Here is a 16,918-nt window from a genome sequence, read left to right on the forward strand (position 1 = left end):
TGTTACGCCGGAATGGCCCAACTGAAACGGAACCGGAGTTCCTGTCTCGTGAGCGAACCCTGCAATCGTGCGGACCTGACGAATTGCGACCGGGATGCCATCCTTCAGCGCGCCGCTATCCAGCCCTTCGGCTTCCTGCTTGCGGCCTCCCCCGACTGGAGGATCGTACGGGCGTCGGCTAACCTCGGAGAATTTCTGGGTGTCGATTGCGAGGACATACTGGGGCAGCCGCTGTCCGGCATCATCATGTCCAAGACGCTGCACACGATCCGCAATCGGCTGACCGTTCTACGCGGTGCAGATATGGTCGAGCGGCTGTCCGGCATCGCCTTTGCGGAGGGTGGTCCAATCTTCGACGTCGCTCTGCATTTCAGCGGCGACCATGTCGTTATCGAGGCCGAAGCGTCACAGGCCGGCAGCCAGGGCGGTTCGACGATATCGCTCCGCGCCATGATGGTGCGCCTCGACCAAGCGCAGACGCTGGAAGCCTTTTTCCGCGAAGGTGCCCGCCTGGCGCGCGGCATCACCGGCTTCGACCGCGTGCTGGTTCATCGTTTCGATGAAGGAGGTGCCGGCGAGGTTGTGGCGGAAGCCACAAGACCCGCCATCGGCTCCTTTCTTGGCTTCCGCTACCCGGCCCCGGACATTCCTGTCCTGGCGCGCACGCTCCATCTCCGCAACCCTTACCGAATCATCGCCGACGTCGAAGCTGCACCGGTTCCGATCCTGCCGGAACGCGATGAGCACGGCAGCGCGATCGATCTGTCCCTGTCGATTCTGCGCTCCGTCTCACCGAGCCAGATCGAATATCTGAAGAACATGGGCGTCGCCGCCTCGCTTTCGATTCCGATCGTCACGGACGGCATGCTTTGGGGCCTCTTTACCTGCCATCATTATTCTGCCCGGCTGCCCTCTTTCGAGCGGCGCTCGACGGTGGAGATCTTCGCCCAGATGTTCGCCTCGCGGCTTCAAACCCGGGAATGCCGCCTGGCTCTGAAATTCGAGACCAAGGCGCGGCAGATCGTCGAGCGGCTGTTCACCGACGTTGCGGGCAATGCCGGCCTGCTTGATGATCCGGCCTGGCTGGCCGAAGCGCTCGCCGGCGCTGTTCCCGCCGATGGCATCGGCGTCTCGATCAACGGCCGCACGGCACTGACCGGTCTGGCACCCTCGCAGGAGCAGTTCTCTACGCTGATCGACGTGCTGGACAGAAATGCACCCGGCCATGTCTTCACGACCGATCATATCGCGGAATTCTCGCCAGGAGCGGAAACGAATGGCGACGTCGCCGGGCTTCTGGTCATTCCCATCTCTCGGCTGCCTCGCGACTATGTTGTGTTCTTCCGCCAGGAAATCCTGCGCACGGCGCACTGGGCCGGCGATCCACACAGGCCGGGGGAATACGGTCCAAACGCCGAAAGCCTTACACCTCGCGGAAGCTTCAACACCTGGTTGGAACTGGCGCGCGGACGCGCGCGTCCGTTTTCAAAGGCGGAATGCAACATCGCGGAAACGATCCGCGTGGCGCTTGAGGCCTTTGCTGCACGGCAGGGCCGTTGAGGCAAGGCTTAGGTTCAGGTCGGACGAACCATCAGCCCGCCGATGAAGAGCTGTTCGAGGAAGCGCGCCGCGTCCTCGAAGCGCCCCGCCCCGGCGTGCTCCTGTCCGAGCACGGCGCGCACCTGGACGTCGAAGTCGGCATAATGCTGTGTCGTCGACCAGATCGAAAAGATCAGATGGTAGGGATCGCATTTGGCGATCTTGCCGGCCTTGGCCCAGGCGCGGATCACCTCGGCCTTCTCGTCGACGAGCTGCTTCAGCGGCCCCTTCAACTCGTCTTCGATATGCGGCGCGCCCTGCAGCACCTCGTTTGCAAACAGCCGGCTTTCGCGGGGGAAGTCGCGCGCCAATTCCAGCTTCCTGCGGATATAGTTGCGGATTTCGGTTTCCGGATTGCCTTCGGCATCGAAGGCGCGAAGCGGCTCGAGCCAGGTATAAAGCACGCGATCGATCAGCGCCCGGTGCATCGCCTCCTTGGTGCGGAAATAATAAAGCAGATTGGGCTTCGACATGCCGGCCACTTCGGCGATCTGGTCGATGGTAGAGCCGCGGAAACCCCTGGCGGAAAACACATCGAGCGCCGCTTCCAGAATCTGCTCTTCCTTCTCCTCCTGGATCCGTGTGCGCCGCTGGGTCTTCGCTGCTCTCGGAATTGCCATCTGGCTCTCGTTTCCCCTTGAAATTCAATTGCTTTACTCAAGCAGCTCTCCCTGCCATCCTTTTGAGCAACTGCCCGCAATTTTGTCTGTATTTTTCCTGATTTTCGTCTTGAGCCCGGCGCCGGAAGCTGTAATGTTTACCAATCGGTCAAATTATCTGTCAGATGCAAAACAAAGGCAACTGGCGATTTTCCGGCGTAACAAAACAAACAAACGCAACGGGAATTGACGATGGGAACAGACGGCGCATGTTCTTTGCATGACCGTGAAAAACAGGTGAGGATTTTCAGACATGGTGGCAGCACCAGGCGAGAACATGCGCGTCAACGGGGACCGACTTTGGGACAGTCTCATGGACATGGCGAAGATCGGCCCCGGAATTGCCGGCGGCAACAATCGCCAGACGCTGACGGATGCCGACGCCGAGGGCCGCAGGCTCTTTCGCACATGGTGCGAGGCCGCAGGCCTGACCGTAGGCGTCGACAAGATGGGCACGATGTTCGCAATCCGTCCCGGCACCGATCCCGATGCGCTCCCCGTTTATGTCGGCTCGCATCTCGACACCCAGCCGACCGGCGGCAAATATGATGGCGTACTCGGCGTGCTTGGCGCGCTCGAAGTCGTCCGCACGATGAACGACCTCGGCATCAGGACGAAACACCCGATCGTCGTCACCAACTGGACCAATGAGGAAGGCGCCCGTTTTGCCCCGGCGATGCTTGCCTCCGGCGTCTTCGCCGGCGTCCATTCGCTGGACTTTGCCTATGGTCGCAAGGATCCCGAGGGCAAGACGTTCGGCGACGAACTGAAGCGTATCGGCTGGCTCGGAGACGAAGAGGTCGGCGCCCGCAAGATGCGCGCCTACTTCGAATATCACATCGAGCAGGGGCCGATCCTCGAAGCCGAGGAGAAGCAGATCGGCGTCGTCACGCACTGTCAGGGCCTCTGGTGGCTCGAACTCACGTTGACCGGCAGGGAAGCCCATACCGGCTCAACACCAATGAACATGCGCGTCAATGCCGGCCTGGCTATGGCGCGCATCTTCGAGATGGTCCAGGAGGTCGCCATGAGCGAGCAGCCGGGTGCCGTCGGCGGCGTCGGCCAGGTTTTCTTCTCGCCGAATTCCCGCAACGTGCTGCCGGGCAAGGTCGTCTTTACCGTCGACATCCGCTCGCCGGACAAGGAAAAACTCGACCGCATGCGGGCGAAAATCGAAGCCGAGGCGCCGAAGATTACCGATGCGCTGGGCGTCGGCTGTTCGATCGAGGCGATCGGCCATTTCGAACCGGTGACCTTCGATCCGAAGCTTGTTACCGCCGTGCGCAACGCCGCCGAAAGGCTCGGCTATAGCCACATGAACCTCATCTCCGGCGCCGGCCACGACGCCTGCTGGGCCGCGAAGGTCGCGCCAACGACGATGATCATGTGCCCCTGCGTCGGCGGCCTGTCGCACAACGAGGCGGAGGAGATTTCCAAGGAATGGGCGACCGCCGGTGCGGACGTGCTGTTTCATGCCGTAGTCGAGACGGCGGAGATTGTGGTTTGATGGCGAATTTGGATGCAGATCTGAACGCAATGACGCATGCCGAATTGCTCTCGGCAGCCCGCGCCATGCGCCATGCGATCCGCACCCACCGGGATACGTCCACGCACGAGCTCTGTTGGCATCACCCCGACATGTGGGCGCTTCTGCCGGACACACCGCCCGGCGGCCAGATCGTGCCGGATTGGCCCCAGTTCATGCGCGGCTGCATTCGCTACCGCCAGTCGTTGGATAAACAGCTTGCGCAGGCACCGCGCAGCGGCAGGGAGTTCGGAGAATGACCACAGTCATCAAGGGCGGCACCATTATTACCGCGGACCTCACCTACAAAGCCGACATCGAAATCGGAGGCGGCAAGATCGTCGAGATCGGGCCGAACCTTTCCGGCGGCGAGGTGCTGGACGCCTCCGGCTGTTTCATCATGCCGGGCGGTATCGACCCGCATACGCATCTCGAAATGCCGTTCATGGGCACCTACTCTTCAGACGATTTCGAGAGCGGTACACGCGCCGCCCTTTCCGGCGGTACGACCATGGTGGTCGATTTTGCTCTTCCCTCGCCCGGCCAGTCCCTGCTCGAAGCGTTGACCATGTGGGACAACAAGTCGACGCGCGCCAATTGCGATTATTCCTTCCACATGGCGATCACCTGGTGGAGCGAGCAGGTCTTCAACGAGATGAAGACCGTCGTCGAGGACAAGGGCATCAACACCTTCAAGCATTTCATGGCCTACAAAGGCGCGCTGATGGTGGACGACGACGAGATGTATTCCTCCTTCCGCCGCTGTGCCGAACTCGGAGCGCTGCCGCTGGTCCACGCCGAAAACGGCGACGTCGTTGCGCAATTGCAGGCAAAGCTGATCGCCGAGGGCAATAACGGCCCGGAAGCGCATGCCTATTCCCGGCCGCCGGAAGTCGAAGGCGAGGCAACCAACCGCGCAATCATGATCGCCGACATGGCCGGCTGCCCGGTCTATATCGTCCACACCTCCTGCGAACAGGCGCACGAAGCGATCCGCCGTGCCCGCCAAAAAGGTATCCGCGCCTACGGCGAGCCGCTGATCCAGCACCTGACGCTCGATGAGAGCGAATATTTCAACAAGGATTGGGATCATGCCGCCCGCCGCGTCATGTCGCCGCCCTTCCGCAACAAGCAGCATCAGGACAGCCTCTGGGCGGGCCTTGCTTCCGGTTCGCTGCAGGTGGTGGCGACCGACCATTGCGCTTTCACCACCGACCAGAAGCGTTTCGGCGTCGGCGATTTCACCAAGATCCCGAATGGCACCGGCGGCCTGGAAGACCGCATGCCGATGCTCTGGACCTACGGCGTCAATACCGGCCGCCTGACGATGAACGAGTTCGTCGCCGTCACCTCCACGAACATCGCCAAGATCCTCAATATCTACCCAAAGAAAGGCGCGATCCTTGTAGGTGCCGACGCGGACCTCGTCGTCTGGGACCCGAAGCGCGCAAAGACCATCACCTCGAAAAACCAGCAGTCGGCCATCGACTACAACGTCTTTGAGGGCAAGCAGGTCACCGGCCTGCCGCGCTACACGCTGACGCGAGGCGTGGTCGCCATTGAAGAGGACATAATCAAGACGCAAGAGGGCCACGGCGAATTCGTCAAGCGCGAACCGGTCACAGCCGTCAGCAAGGCGCTATCGACCTGGAAGGAAGTCACCGCCCCGCGCAAGGTCGAACGCACCGGCATTCCGGCAAGCGGGGTCTGACATGGCACGCGGCTGGCCGGTTCTGACACTCGTTTCGCTGGCCGCGCTTTCCACCGCGGCTCAAGCCGAAACGCTACCGATCAAGGGCAGTTACGGCAACAAGGACGGCTGCGCCTATGCCAAGAGCGGCGAGAGCACCGGCTCCGACGACTTCTTTCTGCTGACTTTGGAGGCGATCACCACAGCTGCCTCCTATTGCGAGATCAAGAAGGTCCTGACCACCGAAGGCAAGAACTTCACCGCAACCGTTTCCTGCCAGGCCGAGGGAGAACAGGCCGATGGAGAAGAAGGCGAAGGCGACGATACCGCCAAGATCACTTCCGGGCTAAAGGGTTACACGATCGGCTTCACCTCAGACGACACGATCAAGTGGGGGCCTCTGCCGCTATGCAAATAGCCTCACGCCGGCACGATCTTGTCGAGTTCGGGCAGCAGGACGACGCTCTCCTGCTCATTGGGATCGGTGCGCGCGATGATCGCCGTGCAAGGCGTGCTGCTGAGATTGGCGGGCAGGTGCGGGACGCCCGCCGGAATGTAGAACAGCTCGCCGGCATGGACAACGACATGATGCTCCAGCTCTTCGCCATACCAGGTATGCGCTTCGCCGGAGAGCATGTAGATCGCCGTTTCATGCGCCTCGTGCAGATGCGCCTTGGCGCGAACGCCCGGCGGGATTGTCAAAAGATGCATGCAGATGCCCTTCGCGCCGACCGTCTCGGCGGCGATGCCTTCGAAGTAGCTCAACCCCTGCTTGCCGCTATAGGCGTGGCTGGGGCGAATGATGTGGCAGGTGGGCTTTGACTTCGCGTCCATCGTCATTCTCCATGAATTTTGCCGCGGCAAAGAAAACCGGCGACCATCATAGCACGCAAACCGCGGCGACGCGGGGAAAACAGGACTGGTAAAGCATCGATGCAAGCATCCGTCGTATCCGCAAAGGATCTCTGTCTCACCTACCAGACGAATGACGGCCCGGTGCATGCGCTGAGCGATGTCAATCTCGATGTCCGCAAGGGCGACTTCGTCTCCTTCATCGGTCCGTCGGGCTGCGGCAAGACGACGTTCCTGCGCGTCATCGCCGATCTGGAGAAGAGGACATCGGGCGAAATCACCGTCAACGGCATGACGCCGGACGAAGCCCGCAAGGCACGCGCCTATGGCTACGTCTTCCAGGCGCCGGCGCTCTACCCCTGGCGGACAATCGAGAAGAACATCGCGCTCCCCCTCGAAATCATGGGCTATGCCGCCGCAGACCGGAAGAAGCGCATCGCCGGGGCGCTGGATCTCGTCAACCTTGCCGGCTTCGAGAAAAAGTTCCCCTGGCAGCTTTCCGGCGGCATGCAGCAGCGCGCGTCGATCGCCCGCGCGCTCGCCTTCGATGCCGACCTGTTGCTGATGGACGAACCCTTCGGCGCACTCGACGAAATCGTCCGCGACCACCTGAACGAAGAGCTTTTGAAGCTCTGGTCGCGCACCAACAAGACGATCTGCTTCGTCACCCATTCGATCCCCGAAGCCGTCTATCTCTCCACGAAGATCATCGTCATGTCCCCACGGCCCGGCCGCGTCACCGACGTGATCGACTCCACGCTTCCCGCCGAACGCCCGCTCGACATCCGCGAAACCCCGGAATTCCTGGAAATCGCCCACCGCGTGCGTGAGGGGCTGAGAGCGGGGCATAGCTATGAGGAATAGGGATTTGCGTTCCTTCGCCACCCCCCTCTGCCGTGCCGGGCATCTCCCCAACAAGGGGGGAGATCACTGTGCCGTTCTGGTCTCGCCAAACGACATAGGTTCGTCCTTGCGCGACGCAAATGAGGAGCAAGGAGCCGGCGCCGACCCAATCTCCACCCTTGTTGGGGAGATGTCCGGCAGGACAGAGGGGGCTGCCGGCATACTCGGCACCGGGAGGGCATGCCCATGACCCCCGACACCCTCAAGGACAAAGTCATCCCCGTCCTGACGATCCTGCTGGCGCTCGTCGTCTTCTGGTATGTCGCAGCGGTCTTGATGAACGCGCCCTTCCAGCGCGACATGGACCAGCGCGGCAACGTCGCCCCCGCCACGATGGAATTCATCGGCAAGACGCTCTCGCAGCCGAAGCCGATCCTGCCGGCGCCGCATCAGGTGGCGAACAGCGTCTTCAAGAACACCTTCCTGCGAAAACTCTCCAGCAATCGCAGTCTAATCTATCATGCCGGCGTAACGCTGTCCTCCACCGTCGTCGGCTTTGCGCTCGGAACCCTGCTCGGCATCGCAATCGCCGTCGGCATCGTGCACATCAAGACGCTCGACCGCAGCCTGATGCCGTGGATCATCGCATCGCAGACGGTGCCGATCCTGGCGATCGCGCCGATGGTCATCGTGGTGCTCGGCGCAATCAACATCACCGGCCTGATTCCGAAGGCGCTGATCTCGACTTATCTCTCCTTCTTCCCCGTCGCCGTTGGCATGGTCAAGGGCCTGCGCTCGCCGGAGATCATGCATCTCGACCTGATGCGCACCTATAATGCGACCGCATTGCAGACCTTCTGGAAGCTGCGTGTCCCGGCCTCGATCCCGTTCCTCTTTACATCGATGAAGGTGGCGATCGCCGCAAGTCTCGTCGGCGCAATCGTCGGCGAACTTCCGACCGGGGCCGTCGCCGGCATCGGTTCGAAGCTTCTCGCCGGTTCCTACTACAGCCAGACGATCGATATCTGGGCGGCACTCGTGGCGGGCTCGGTGCTGGCGGCCACGCTTGTCGCGATCGTCGGCCTCGTGGCAAAGATCGTTGATCGCGCCATGGGCGGGAGACCGGCATGAAGAACCTGGGTGTCTCCTGGCAGGCGGTGATCGCGCTTTTTCTCTGCGCAGTGGCGCTGCTCTCGCTACCGCTCCTCAGCAAAGGCGCGCCCCACCCCTTCAGCGATGAAAGGGTGATGCTTGTCATGGTTATCGTCGCGGCATCCGCCCTCATTTCCATGGCACCCCTGCCGGGGCTCTATTCCGCGACCGTTCTGCTGATCGGCACCCATGAAGCCGCCTGGATGCTGCTCTCCGGCATAGCCGGCAACGAGGGCATGGCGGCGAAGTCCTTCTTCCTTCTGATCGCCGCCTGCTGGCTGCTCGCCTGGCGCTGCGTCACCGTGCTTTCCAAGCTCAACCCTGCCTCGAATTTCGCAAGCTCGTTCCTGCGCCTGCTGATCCCAGCGATCTTCGGCGCCTGGATCCTCATCCTCTGGGAAACGGCGACCCGCGGTGCGGGCATTCCTTTCGTCCTCCTGCCGCCGCCAAGCGCCATCGGCGCCCGCATCGCGGGATCGCTGACGATCCTCGGCGACGACGTGCGCCAGACGATCTTCAAGGCCGTGCTGATTGGCTACTCCGTCGGCTGCGCCAGTGGCTTCATCGTCGCGATCCTGGCCGATCGCGTGGCGTTCCTGCGCCGTGGCCTGCTGCCAATCGGCAATATGGTCTCGGCACTGCCAATCATCGGCGTGGCGCCGATCATGGTCATGTGGTTCGGCTTCGACTGGCCGTCGAAGGCTGCCGTCGTCATCATCATGACCTTCTTCCCGATGCTGGTGAATACCGTCGCGGGACTGGCCGCCTCGGGCAACATGGAGCGCGACCTGATGCGCACCTATGCCTCCAACTACTGGCAGACGCTGCTGAAGCTTCGGCTTCCCGCCGCCATGCCTTTCGTTTTCAACGCACTGAAGATCAACTCGACGCTGGCGCTGATTGGTGCCATCGTTGCGGAATTCTTCGGAACGCCGATCGTCGGCATGGGCTTCCGCATCTCCACCGAGATCGGCCGCATGAATGTCGACATGGTCTGGGCTGAAATCGCCGTTGCGGCGCTGGCGGGCTCGATCTTCTATGGGGCCGTCGCCCTCGCCGAAAGGGCGGTGACTTTCTGGCATCCGTCTATCCGTGGTGGCTAGACGTCGCTTTATTCCCGCAAATGGGATTGGGGCATAACTTCAGAGGGAAAAGAAAATGAAAAAACTGATGGTTGCAATGATGGCAAGCGCAATGTCGCTCGCCGCAGCCCATGCAATGGCTGCCGACAAGGTGACCCTGCAGCTGAAATGGGTTACCCAGAGTCAGTTCGCCGGCTATTACGTCGCCAAGGAGAAGGGCTATTACGAGGAAGAGGGCCTCGACGTTGATATCAAGCCGGGCGGCCCGGATATCGCGCCCGAACAGGTCATCGCCGGCGGCGGCGCCGATGTGATCGTCGACTGGATGGGCGGCGCGCTGGTTGCCCGCGAAAAGGGCGTGCCGCTCGTCAACATCGCCCAGCCCTTCCAGAAGTCGGGCATGGAAATGATCTGCCGCAAGGACGGCCCGGTGAAAACCGAAGCCGACTTCAAGGGCCGCACCCTCGGTGTCTGGTTCTTTGGCAACGAGTATCCGTTCTTCGCCTGGATGAACAAGATCGGCCTGAAGACCGACGGCGGCCCTGATGGCGTGACCGTCCTGAAGCAGAGCTTCGACGTGCAGCCGCTGCTCCAGAAGCAGGCAGACTGCATCTCCGTCATGACCTACAATGAATACTGGCAGGCGATCGATGCGGGCTTCAAGCCGGAAGAGCTGATCGTCTTCAACTACACGGAAATGGGCAACGATCTTCTCGAAGACGGCCTCTATGCGATGGAAGACAAGCTCAAGGACCCGGCTTTCAAGGAAAAGATGGTCAAGTTCGTCAAGGCGTCGATGAAGGGCTGGAAATACTCAACAGAAAATCCGGATGAAGCAGCCGAAATCGTCGTCGATGCCGGCGGCCAGGACGAGAACCACCAGAAGCGCATGATGGGCGAAGTCGCCAAGCTGATCGGCAACGGCACCGGCAAGCTCGACACGGCGCTCTACGATCGCACGGCCAAGGCTCTTCTCGACCAGAAGATCATCAACAAGGAGCCTACCGGCGCCTGGACGCACGACATCACGGACGCGGCTGCGAAGTAATTCCACCCAATTCCGAAAACGGAAACGCGCGGCGAAATCCGCGCGTTTTCTATTCCTTAAAACCACCGCAAAAAACTTGCAGGGGAATGTCGCATCGGCGGAAGCTCGCACGTCATTGTAATGTACCGGCAATACACGGCTGCGATCAATGATCGGAATGCGCCCATAACCATACGGTGATTGATCTAGCCATAAACGGTAATTAACATGTCGGATAGGGGAATTATATTCTGCCGGTCTTGCATATTGAGCAAATCGCTACCATTTACAGGCCGGATTTGCCGGAGGAGACACTTCTCTGTAATAGAGACGGCGAATAATGCGGGAATACCTCTGAGAACACAGAGACGAAATGGCCTCTTCGCGAGCTGAGGGACAACGCGCGATTTTGGCTTATTATGTCAAATATTTGGATGACGACCCATGGCACGCACGCTCACAATACTACGCGCCTCCACCCTTCTGATCGCCGCGCTCGCGATATCTCCCGCCTTCGCGCAGGAAACTGCAACCACGACGCCACAGCAGAACCTGCCGGCAATCGTCGTGACCACCGCCAAGACGCGCGCGCTCGTTGACCGCGTGGTGGCGACCGGCACAGTGAAGCCGGTCGAGGAAGTCTATATCCAACCGCAGGTTGAGGGCCTTTCGATCCGCGCGTTGAATGCCGATGTCGGCGACAAGGTTGCGGCAGACAGCACGCTTGCGACGCTGAATGACGACGCGCTGCTCCTGCAGAAGAGCCAGATGGAGGCAACGAAAGCAAAGGGCGAGGCGACGCTCGCGCAGTTGCGGGCACAATTGGTCGAAGCAGAGGCGAATGCCGAGCAGGCCCGCCAGCAACAGGCCCGCGCGCGGGAAATGGTGAAGAAGGGCACGGTGTCCACTGCGACTGTGGAACAGGCGGACGCCACCGCCGCTTCGGCCAATGCCCGCGTGAAATCTGCCGAACAGGCTATCATGGTTGCCCAGGCGGATCTCAAGGTTGTCGACAGCCAGATCGCCGACACGGACTTGAGGCTTGCCCGCACCGATGTGAGGACGCCGGTTGCAGGTACGGTTTCGGCGAAGAACGCCAAGGTCGGCGCGATCGCCCTTGGCTCGGGCGATCCGCTCTTCACCGTCATCCGCGACAACGACATCGAACTGGTCGCCGAGGTCGGCGAGAGCGATATCATCAAAATCGAACCGGGCCAGAAGGCGACGATCTCGCTTGCCGGCAGCCGCGACAAGCTTTCTGGTTCCGTACGTCTCGTTTCGCCGACCGTCGATCCGACGACGCGCCTTGGCCTCGTCCATATTCTGATCGATGATGACAGGAAGGCGCGCTCCGGCATGTACGGCAGCGCCGAAATTATCATGAGAACGGCCGAGAACGTGGCTTTGCCGCTTTCGGCGGTCCTGACGAGCAGCGAAGGCTCGTCCGCCCGCAGGGTCGAAGACGGAGTTGTGAGATTCGCCAAAGTAGAGACCGGCATCCAGGACGGCGCCTATATTGAGATCGTGAAGGGCCTGAAGGACGGCGACGAAGTCGTCGCCAAGGCCGGCGCCTATGTGCGCGACGGCGACCGCATTACGCCGGTTCGCGAACAGCCCGCTGCTTCCAACTGAGAGACGGCCCGATGAACTTTTCAGCCTGGTCCATCCGAAATCCCGTAGCGCCGCTGCTGCTTTTCGCTCTGCTGCTTTTTGTCGGCATTCAGTCCTTCTATAAGCTGCCGATCACGCGCTTCCCGAACATTGACGTGCCGCTCGTCTCGATCACCGTGACGCAGAGCGGCGCTTCGCCTGCCGAACTCGAAATGCAGGTGACAAAGGAAATCGAAGACGCCGTCGCCTCGATCAACGGCATCGACGAAATCCAGTCTACGGTCACCGACGGCCAGTCACAAACCAACGTGATGTTCCGCATGGAAGTGCCGACGGAGCAGGCAGTCCAGGACACCAAGGACGCGATCGACCGCATCCGCAGCGATCTTCCGGCCAATGTCGAGGAACCGATCGTCGCCAAGGTCGACGTCGAAGGCCAGGCAATCCAGACCTTCGCAGTCTCCTCGCCGGACATGACGCTCGAGGAACTCTCCTGGTTCGTCGATGACACGATCAAGCGCGCCCTGCAGGGTCAGGCCGGCATCGGCCGTGTGGATCGCTACGGCGGCGCCGACCGCGAAGTGCGCATCGAGCTCAACCCCGACAAGCTGAACGCCTACGGCATCACCGCCGCCAGCGTGAACCAGCAGCTGCACGGCACCAACGTCGACCTCGGTTCCGGGCGCGGTCAGGTGGCCGGCAGCGAGCAGGCGATCCGCGTTCTCGGCGATGCCCGCAATGTCGCGGAACTCGCCAATACGACGATCGCGCTGCCGAACGGCCGCTTCGTCAAGCTCGCCGAGCTCGGCGCCATCAAGGACACCTATCAGGAGCCGAAGTCCTTCTCGCGCTTCGACGATACGCCCGTCGTTACCTTCGGCGTCTTCCGTGCTAAGGGCGCCAGCGAAGTCAGTGTCGCCGAAACGGTGGCGCAAAGCCTCGACAAGGTGCGCGCGGAAAACCCGAATGTCGGCATCGAACTGATCAATGATTCCGTCTATTTTACCTACGGCAACTATGAAGCGGCCCTCCACACTTTGATGGAAGGTGCGCTGCTGGCGGTTGTCGTCGTGTTCCTGTTCCTGAAGAACTGGCGCGCGACGCTGATTTCGGCGATCGCTCTCCCCCTGTCGGCGATCCCAACCTTCTGGATCATGGACCTGATGGGCTTCTCGCTGAACCTCGTCAGCTTCCTCGCCCTCACGCTCGCGACGGGTATTCTCGTCGACGATGCGATCGTGGAAATCGAGAACATCGCCCGGCACATCAAGATGGGCAAGACACCTTATCGGGCTGCGATCGAAGCGGCGGACGAAATCGGCCTCGCCGTTATCGCCACGACGTTCACGATCATCGCCGTCTTCGTGCCGGTGTCGTTCATGCCGGGCATTCCCGGCCAGTACTTCATCCAGTTCGGCCTGACGGTCGCCTTCTCGGTGTTCTTCTCGCTCGTCGTGGCACGCCTCATCACGCCGATGATGGCGGCTTACTTGATGCGCGCCCAGGACGCCCAGGACGACCATCACGACAATGACGGCCTCTTCTTCCGCGGCTATACGCGTCTCGTGCGTGCCACGACCGGCCACTGGTGGTCGCGCTATGCGACGCTGTTTGCGGCGATCGGCTTCCTGGTCGGCTCGGTCGCGCTGCTTGCCCAGGTTCCCGGCAGCTTCCTGCCGCCGGAAGACGCCTCGCGTATCGTGCTCTCCGTCGAGTTGCCGCCGAATGCGAAGCTCGAAGACACCGAACAGACGTCCAACGCGATCTATAACAGGGTCAAGGACATCAACGGGGTCGAAAGCGTCTTCGTTCTCGGCGGCGCCTCGCCCAAAGGCGATCTCGAACTGCGCCGCGCAACGATCACACTCACGCTCTTCAAGCTGGACCACTCGCTGGTGAAGAGGGTTGTCAACGATGTCTTCGGCTCCTTCCCGGTCATCGGCCCCTACCTGCCAAAGGTCGAAGTTCATGGCCGCGAGCGTCCACAATGGGATATCGAAAAGGAAGTCTTCGCCAAGGTGAAGGATATTCCGGACGTTCGAATCCTGAAGCTCAACGACCGCGGCGAGCGCGACCTGTCGTTCAACTTCCTCTCCAAGAACGAGAAGGACCTGAACGAAGCAGTCGGCCTTCTGGAATCGAAGCTGCGTGCCGATCCGCTGCTGGCAAACGTCAGCGCCGAAGGCGCCCTGCCACGTCCGGAACTGCAGGTTCGTCCGCGCAAGGACCAGGCTGCCCGCCTCGGCATCACGCCGGAGCAGATCTCCGATACGATCCGCGTCGCCACGATCGGCGACATTGATGCGGCGCTCGCCAAGATCAATCTCGACGACCGCCAGATCCCGATCCGGGTTCAGACCGCGCTCGATATGCGGCGCGATCTTGCCGCCATCCGCGCGCTGAAGATCCAGACGGCGAGCGGCGCGATCGTTCCGCTCTCGACCGTGGCTGACATCGACTATTCGGAAGGTGCGAGCTCCGTCAAGCGCAACAACCGCAATCGCGTCGTCGCCATCGGCTCCGACCTGCCGCAAGGCGTGGCTCTCGACACGGCATCGGCGCGCTTCCTGCAGATCGTCAAGGACACCGCTATCCCGTCGACCGTGCAGCTTGCTGAAAGCGGCGACACAAAGGTCCAGAAGGAAATGCAGCAGAGCTTCGTCAACGCGATGCTGATGGGGCTGATGATGGTTCTGGCCGTCCTGATCCTGCTCTTCAAGGATGTGATCCAGCCGTTCACCATCCTGTTCTCGCTGCCGCTGGCTATCGGCGGCGTGGCGGTTGCTCTGATCATCACCAACAATCCGCTCTCGATGCCGGTTCTGATCGGCAACCTGATGCTGATGGGCATCGTGACGAAGAACGCCATCCTGCTCGTCGACTTCGCCATCGAGATGCGCCGCCGGGGCATGGAGCGCGTCGAAGCCATGGTGGAGGCCGGCCGCAAGCGCGCCCAGCCAATCATCATGACCTCGATCGCCATGTCGGCCGGCATGCTGCCCTCGGCACTCGGCGTCGGCGAAGGCGGCTCGTTCCGCGCGCCGATGGCGATCGCCGTGATCGGCGGCATCATCGTCTCGACAGTGCTGTCGCTGGTCGTCGTGCCGTCCTTCTTCCTGATCATGGACGATCTCTCGCTCCTGCTCCGCTGGCTCTTCGGCCGCCTCGTGGGCAAGAAGGATCAGGAAGAGCTGGCAATGTCCCGCGAGGAACTGACGGAAGCCATCGGCTCTCTCTCGGAACGGGTGGAAGCGATCGAGAATCCGGAAGGCAAGCGCAAGAGCGCCAATGCCAACGACAAGAACGTGGTCCGCCTGCCGCCCTTTGCGGCGGAGTGAGGTTACGCGAGTGTTTAGAGGCCGGGGCGAACCCGGCCTCTCATTTATGTGGAATTGGAATTGAAAGCTGCGCGCAACGGCCGTTGTGAACGGGTTTCCTTTTCGAAGATATTTTTAGCAGCGGGTCTTCCAGATTTCGATTGTCGCAGAGAACCTGGGGACTTTTCGGAAGGACGACAAAACGGCCTGGCGAAGCACTGCGGTTGCGCTCGCATTCCATATCGCCGCCGTCATCGGGCTTGCCTTCGTTCCAGCCGGGCGCCAGCAGCTTTCGCCGTTGGAAGAAAGCATAACCGTCGAGCTTCTGACGTCTCCATCGATCGATGGGGAAACGAAGCCGCCTGCTATCGAAGCGCGCAGGACGGCGCCCAACCCGAGCAGCCGGCAAAGGAGGCGACCCTGCTGCCCCCGGCGCTTCCGGATTCAACACCGGATTCAAGGACCATGGTTCGGCCAACACAGCTCTTTTCCGCAGCGATCTTGGCCGATCCGCGAAGCAAGCGGGCACGTGAGGGCATGCGGCAGCTGGCAACCGGCGAACGCATTGTTCAACTCTGCAATATCGAAGCGATGGAGCAGGTCCATAGATGGAAGGCCGAATTCAAGCCGGATTTCCTGGTCGCTTACGCTATGGCGGATACGAAGCTCTCCGGCCTGACTCTTCAAGCCGAAGGCGGCGCGTTTCGAAGCAACCGCCATTGGTACAACATCAAATTCAAATGCGAGGCCTCTCCGGATATCGAGAAGATCGTCGCATTCGAGTTTTCAGTTGGTGAAGAAATTCCGGAAAGCGAGTGGGAGACGCGTTTCCTGCCCGCGGATGACGGCCAGGCCGACTAACCCTCGCGCCCCCCGGGCCTTTCTGAGTGACGAATCTACCGTCAGAGCCCGCCCTGCTCCTTCAAGAAGCTGACGATTGGGCCGATGCCGTCGCCGCGCTTCATGTCGGAGAAGACGAACGGGCGCCTGTCGCGCATGCGCGCCGCGTCGCGGTCCATGACCTCAAGATCGGCGCCGACATAGGGTGCGAGGTCCTTCTTGTTGATCACCAGCAGGTCCGATTTTGTGATGCCCGGCCCGCCCTTGCGAGGGATTTCTTCGCCTTGGCAAACGGAGATCACATAGATGGTGATATCGGCCAGATCGGGCGAAAACGTCGCTGCCAGATTGTCGCCGCCGGACTCGATGAAAACGACATCGAGATCCGGAATACGCTCATTGAGACCGGCGATCGCCTGCAGATTGATTGTCGCGTCCTCGCGGATTGCCGTATGCGGGCAACCGCCGGTTTCCACGCCAACGATACGGTCCGACGGCAGCGCCTGCATGCGCATCAGCGCTTCGGCATCCTCGATCGTGTAGATGTCGTTGGTGACGACGGCGACGGAATAATCGTCGCGCAACGCCTTGCAGAGCTTCTCCGTCAGCGCCGTCTTTCCGGAGCCGACAGGTCCGCCGATGCCCACGCGAAGAGGTCCGTTTCTCGATTTCATATGTCACACTCCATTTCGGCAGATGATACCGCCCAGAGAGCGGCGCT

The 16,918-nt window shown here is 61.3% G+C and carries 14 protein-coding genes and 1 pseudogene; 12 read left to right on the top strand and 3 right to left on the bottom strand.

The annotated features are described in order from the left end of the window. Positions 1-48 precede the first annotated feature (48 nt). Positions 49-1,530 (top strand): annotated as a pseudogene (locus N2599_RS12745) (GAF domain-containing protein); the annotation flags it as partial. A gap of 44 nt (positions 1,531-1,574) precedes the next feature. On the opposite strand, the gene N2599_RS12750 reads toward N2599_RS12745, so the two are convergent. After that, positions 1,575-2,219 (bottom strand): TetR family transcriptional regulator C-terminal domain-containing protein, encoded by a 645-nt coding sequence (locus tag N2599_RS12750; RefSeq protein WP_027510182.1) that lies wholly within the window; start codon positions 2,217-2,219, stop codon positions 1,575-1,577. A 292-nt stretch (positions 2,220-2,511) separates the two neighbouring features. Here N2599_RS12750 and N2599_RS12755 point away from each other — a divergent pair, with 292 nt between their 5' ends. The 4 genes from N2599_RS12755 to N2599_RS12770 are packed head-to-tail and all read left to right on the top strand — an operon-like array spanning position 2,512 to position 5,891. Further along, positions 2,512-3,765, top strand: coding sequence for a Zn-dependent hydrolase (locus tag N2599_RS12755; RefSeq protein WP_027510181.1), 1,254 nt, complete (start codon positions 2,512-2,514; stop codon positions 3,763-3,765). Next, entirely contained in the window at positions 3,765-4,043 is a 279-nt protein-coding gene (locus tag N2599_RS12760; RefSeq protein WP_037141938.1) for a hypothetical protein, read from the top strand. Before N2599_RS12755 ends, N2599_RS12760 begins: the two co-directional genes overlap by 1 nt. Beyond that, positions 4,040-5,494: a dihydropyrimidinase gene (gene hydA, locus N2599_RS12765; protein WP_027510179.1), complete on the top strand. Its 1,455-nt coding sequence runs from the start codon at positions 4,040-4,042 to the stop codon at positions 5,492-5,494. Before N2599_RS12760 ends, hydA begins: the two co-directional genes overlap by 4 nt. 1 nt (position 5,495) lies before the next feature. Next, entirely contained in the window at positions 5,496-5,891 is a 396-nt protein-coding gene (locus N2599_RS12770) for a hypothetical protein (RefSeq protein ID WP_027510178.1), read from the top strand. A 2-nt stretch (positions 5,892-5,893) separates the two neighbouring features. Here N2599_RS12770 and N2599_RS12775 read toward each other — a convergent pair whose 3' ends face one another. Continuing rightward, complete coding sequence (locus tag N2599_RS12775) at positions 5,894-6,307, bottom strand: cupin domain-containing protein (RefSeq protein WP_027510177.1); 414 nt, start codon at positions 6,305-6,307, stop codon at positions 5,894-5,896. A 99-nt stretch (positions 6,308-6,406) separates the two neighbouring features. Here N2599_RS12775 and N2599_RS12780 point away from each other — a divergent pair, with 99 nt between their 5' ends. From N2599_RS12780 to N2599_RS12810, 7 genes are all read left to right on the top strand, one after another. After that, positions 6,407-7,189, top strand: coding sequence for an ABC transporter ATP-binding protein (locus N2599_RS12780; RefSeq protein ID WP_027510176.1), 783 nt, complete (start codon positions 6,407-6,409; stop codon positions 7,187-7,189). Positions 7,190-7,414: 225 nt separating this feature from the next. Beyond that, positions 7,415-8,299, top strand: coding sequence for an ABC transporter permease (locus N2599_RS12785; protein WP_027510175.1), 885 nt, complete (start codon positions 7,415-7,417; stop codon positions 8,297-8,299). Further along, a complete protein-coding gene (locus tag N2599_RS12790) occupies positions 8,296-9,423 on the top strand; it encodes an ABC transporter permease (RefSeq protein ID WP_027510174.1) in 1,128 nt (375 codons plus the stop codon). The genes N2599_RS12785 and N2599_RS12790 overlap by 4 nt, the downstream gene beginning before the upstream one ends. Positions 9,424-9,478: 55 nt before the next feature. Further along, on the top strand, positions 9,479-10,450 hold the full coding sequence (locus N2599_RS12795) for an ABC transporter substrate-binding protein (RefSeq protein WP_027510173.1): 972 nt from the start codon (positions 9,479-9,481) through the stop codon (positions 10,448-10,450). A 423-nt stretch (positions 10,451-10,873) separates the two neighbouring features. Beyond that, positions 10,874-12,061 carry an efflux RND transporter periplasmic adaptor subunit gene (locus tag N2599_RS12800; RefSeq protein ID WP_027510172.1) on the top strand — a complete coding sequence of 396 codons (1,188 nt, stop codon included), beginning with the start codon at positions 10,874-10,876 and terminating at the stop codon, positions 12,059-12,061. Between the two features lie 11 nt (positions 12,062-12,072). Then, positions 12,073-15,378, top strand: coding sequence for an efflux RND transporter permease subunit (locus tag N2599_RS12805; RefSeq protein WP_027510171.1), 3,306 nt, complete (start codon positions 12,073-12,075; stop codon positions 15,376-15,378). A 444-nt stretch (positions 15,379-15,822) separates the two neighbouring features. After that, the gene (locus N2599_RS12810; protein WP_027510169.1) at positions 15,823-16,218 is read left to right on the top strand and encodes a DUF930 domain-containing protein; all 396 of its coding nucleotides are present in this window, start codon (positions 15,823-15,825) and stop codon (positions 16,216-16,218) included. Between the two features lie 41 nt (positions 16,219-16,259). Here N2599_RS12810 and ureG read toward each other — a convergent pair whose 3' ends face one another. Next, positions 16,260-16,871, bottom strand: a complete 612-nt coding sequence (gene ureG, locus N2599_RS12815; RefSeq protein WP_027510168.1) for an urease accessory protein UreG — start codon at positions 16,869-16,871, stop codon at positions 16,260-16,262. Positions 16,872-16,918: the final 47 nt, after the last annotated feature.

It is taken from the genome of Rhizobium sullae, from assembly GCF_025200715.1.
GTDB classification, from domain to species: domain Bacteria; phylum Pseudomonadota; class Alphaproteobacteria; order Rhizobiales; family Rhizobiaceae; genus Rhizobium; species Rhizobium sullae.